General features: G+C 65.4%; 4 protein-coding genes and 1 pseudogene. All 5 read right to left on the bottom strand.

Going from position 1 to position 3,481, the window contains the following annotated elements; genetic code table 11:
* Positions 1-244: hypothetical protein (locus VK519_RS17335; RefSeq protein WP_324351854.1), on the bottom strand; the 244-nt coding region annotated here is incomplete at its 3' end.
* A 123-nt stretch (positions 245-367) separates the two neighbouring features.
* Positions 368-1,648: an amidohydrolase family protein gene (locus tag VK519_RS17330; protein WP_324351852.1), complete on the bottom strand. Its 1,281-nt coding sequence runs from the start codon at positions 1,646-1,648 to the stop codon at positions 368-370.
* Between the two features lie 18 nt (positions 1,649-1,666).
* A complete protein-coding gene (locus VK519_RS17325) occupies positions 1,667-2,833 on the bottom strand; it encodes a class I SAM-dependent rRNA methyltransferase (RefSeq protein ID WP_324351851.1) in 1,167 nt (388 codons plus the stop codon).
* A gap of 21 nt (positions 2,834-2,854) precedes the next feature.
* Positions 2,855-3,292, bottom strand: a complete 438-nt coding sequence (locus VK519_RS17320) for a hypothetical protein (RefSeq protein ID WP_324351849.1) — start codon at positions 3,290-3,292, stop codon at positions 2,855-2,857.
* 31 nt (positions 3,293-3,323) lie between these two features.
* Positions 3,324-3,481 (bottom strand): annotated as a pseudogene (locus VK519_RS17315) (serine/threonine protein kinase); the annotation flags it as partial.

The raw sequence follows: 3,481 nt of genomic DNA, 5'->3' as shown, positions 1-3,481 counted from the left end.
GATGGCCGTAGTAGCGCGGCGGCGGGCGATGGCCGTAGTCGCGGTGGTCGTAACCGCGATGATCATAGCCGCGACGGTCATTACCACGGCGGTCGTCACCACGGCGATCGTTACCCCGGTGGTCGTTGCCCCGGCGATCGTCATGGCCATTGCGGTCACGGTCGTGCCCAGGCGGCTGGGCGAATGCCGACAGGCTCGCGCAGCCAAGGGCGACAGCAGCGGCGATGCGGGTAAGTCGGTTCATGGCCATTCCTCCGGTAAAGCCCGATGCCTTTCCTGAAACTTTCGAAAGGGCGGGCGGCAGCTGCAATGTAGGGTGACGAACCTGAACGACGGGGGTGGAAAGCGAGGGTACCGTCGCTTTTGTTCAGCTTCCGGAAGGGCGTTCGAAACGGAGCGCCGTGGGGCGCCCAGGAAGGTCCAGGGCGACCACGCGTTCGGGAGCGCTGGCGATCACTTTGCCGTCACGGATCACCGCCAGACGCGCGGCCTTGAGGCGTATCGCCTCCACGGTATCTGCCGCCTGTAACAACACCATGTCCGCCCGCTTGCCTACCTCGATGCCATGATCATCCAGGCCCATCACTCGGGCTGCATTGGAGGTAACCGCGTCAAAGCAGGCGCGCGTGCCGTCGCGGCTAGTCATCTGCGCCACGTGCAGGCCCATGTGGGCAACGTCGAGCATGTCGGCCGAACCCATCGCATACCAGGGGTCCATCACGCAGTCGTGGCCGAACGCCACGTTGACGCCCGCGGCCATCAACTCGGGAACGCGGGTCATGCCGCGGCGCTTGGGGTAGGTATCGTGGCGGCCTTGCAAGGTGATGTTGATCAGCGGGTTGGCAATCGCGTGCACCTGGCTTTCCGCGATCAGCGGAATCAGCTTGGAAACAAAATAGTTGTCCATCGAATGCATGGACGTAAGGTGCGAGCCGGTGACACGGCCCTGCAGGCCCGTGCGCATCGTCTGCGCCGCCAATGTCTGGATATGCCGTGACATGGGATCGTCCGTCTCGTCGCAGTGCATGTCCACCATCAGGCCACGTTCGGCTGCCAGTTCGCACAGCCAGCGGATCGACTCGGCGCCGTCGGCATCCGTGCGTTCGAAGTGCGGGATGCCACCGACCACGTCAACGCCGCGATCGAGCGCGCGCAGAAGGTTCTCCTTGGCGTTCGGCGAGCGCAGCAGGCCGTCCTGGGGGAAGGCCACCAGCTGCAGGTCGAGATAAGGAGCTACGCGCTTGCGTACCTCCAGCAAGGCATCGACAGCCAGCAGTCGATCGTCGCAGACATCCACGTGGCTGCGGATGGCACCGATGCCTTGCGCCACGGCCATGTCGCAATAGGCCATCGCGCGCTCGATGAGCGCATCGACCGTGAGGGTGGGCTTGAGCTCGCCCCACAAGGCGATACCCTCCAGCAGCGTGCCGGAGATATTCATCCGCGGCAGGCCCAGCGAGAGCGTGGCATCCATATGGAAATGCGCATCGACGAAGGGCGCACTCACCAGCCGGCCATGCGCGTCGATTTCCTCGGTAGCCGAATTTTCCAGTGCGGGTCCGAGGTGCGCGATCACGCCATCGCGGATACCGATGTCGATGCCCGACCGGCCATCGGGAAGGTTGGCGCCGCGCAGGATGAGATCCATCAAATTCCCCCTAACAGATCAATCGACGCGGCAGAACACCGCCTTCAGGTACCGGCCTTCGGGTACCGGGGCGGCAACCGGGTGGTCCGCGCCGGCGCCGGACACTTCCAGTACCTGGATGCTGCGCCCGGCATTGAGTGCCACGCGGCGCAGCATCTCCAGGAAGTCGCCTTCCGAGACCAGGCCGGTGCACGAGCATGTAAGCAGGATGCCGCCCGGCGCGATCACGTCCAGCGCGGTGCGGTTCATCGCGAAGTATTTCTTTAGCGCGGGAACCACCTGGTTGCGGTCGCGGGTGAGCTTGGGCGGGTCAAGCACGACGGCATCCCACATTCGGCCTTCCGCGATCGCCGCGCGCAGCCATTCGAACACGTCGCCTTGCTCGAACGTGGCCTGGACGTTGTTGAGCGCGGCGTTGCCGCGCGCGATGTCCAGGATGGCGGCGTCGGCATCCACGCCCAAGGCATCGAGCGCGCCGCCGGCCATTGCGTGCACGGCGAAGCCGCCGGCGTTGCAGCACAGGTCGAGCACGCGCTTGCCACCGGCCAGGCGCGCGAATGTCGCGCGGTTGTCGCGCTGGTCGGCGAAGAAACCTGTCTTGTGGCCCAGGCCCGGCGCTGAGCGAAAGCGCAGTCCGTGTTCGTGTACCTCCACCGGCTCCGGCGCATCGCCGCTGCGGCAATCGAAGGATTCCTGCTTCTGCACGTGCTGTTCGGCGAACCAGTACAGCGAGCTTGCCGGGAAGCATTCGCTGAGCGTGGCGTGGATGGCCTCGCGGAAGCGCCACATGCCGGCGGCGAAATATTCCACCACCAGGGAATTGGCGTAGCGGTCCACCACCAATCCGGATAACCCGTCGCCTTCGCTATGCACCACCCGCCAGGCGTCGCTTACGTCATCGAGTGACAGCAGCTCGCGCCGCAGCGCCACGGCCTTGCGGATGCGCGCCGCTATCCAGGCGTCGTCGATGGCTTCGTAGCCATTGCCCAGCACGCGCAGCGCGATCCGTGCATGCCCGTTCCAGAAGCCTCGGCCAACGATGTTGCCGCGGCTGTCGGCGATGTCCACCACGGTGCCAGGCGGCAGGCGGGCGTCGGGCTTGTGTACCTGGGCCGACCACACCCAGGGATGGCCGGGCGCGCGGTCGGATTTAAGGCGGATCACGGGGAGTGCGGGATTATCCATCCACGCATGATAGCCGACCCTCTAGCGCAGCTTGAGGATCAGCCAGGACACCGCCGCCAGCAGGTTGATGCCTACGCGCGAGGATCCGCCCCCGCCGAGCCAGGCGCCCCAGCCATAGGTGCCCACGTGGTAGTCGATGCCGATGTGCGCGCCTTGAGCCAGGTGAACGATCAAATAGAAGAACGCGCCGGCGTGCAGTTCGTAGTGGATCAGCGGCAGAGATAGCAACGGCACCTGCAGCCCCTGCGCCCACATCGACAGCCCCTGGCCGCGACCGTCATTGGCTACCAGCAACACGCCAGCCACCAGGATGAAGGCGTAGAGCACGGCGCCCAGGATATCCACCAGGGCGTGCATGCCGCCACCACCGGCCAGCAGGCGATAGGTCATCGATGACAGGCCGAAGAAGCCGCCGGCAATCTGCACCAGGCCAATCAGGCGGAAGAGGAAAAGCGTCATGCGGGGCTCCTGGAAAAACGTCTGCAACACATCGCGGTTCGGCGGCGAAGGGAAAGGCGGCGGGGAAGGCTGGATCACCCCAGCGCTGGGCGATCCATCCGGCGTAATGCACCTGGCGCATGGCGCGCAGCACGGGCACCAGCGCAAGTTCGGATTCGTCGAATTCGCGGAACTGGGTATAGCCCTCCA

The sequence above is a fragment of the Pinirhizobacter sp. genome (assembly GCF_035317885.1).
GTDB lineage: Bacteria > Pseudomonadota > Gammaproteobacteria > Xanthomonadales > Rhodanobacteraceae > Pinirhizobacter.
The sequence above is the reverse complement of the archived record's forward strand: the minus strand, read 5'-3'. Positions and strand labels throughout refer to the sequence as shown.

What these genes read in the sequence shown, in the direction of transcription:
- VK519_RS17325 (WP_324351851.1), bottom strand. Translation starts at nt 2,833, where the DNA reads ATGGATAATCCCGCACTCCCCGTGATCCGCCTTAAATCCGACCGCGCG.
- VK519_RS17320 (WP_324351849.1), bottom strand. Translation starts at nt 3,292, where the DNA reads ATGACGCTTTTCCTCTTCCGCCTGATTGGCCTGGTGCAGATTGCCGGC.
- VK519_RS17330 (WP_324351852.1), bottom strand. Translation starts at nt 1,648, where the DNA reads ATGGATCTCATCCTGCGCGGCGCCAACCTTCCCGATGGCCGGTCGGGC.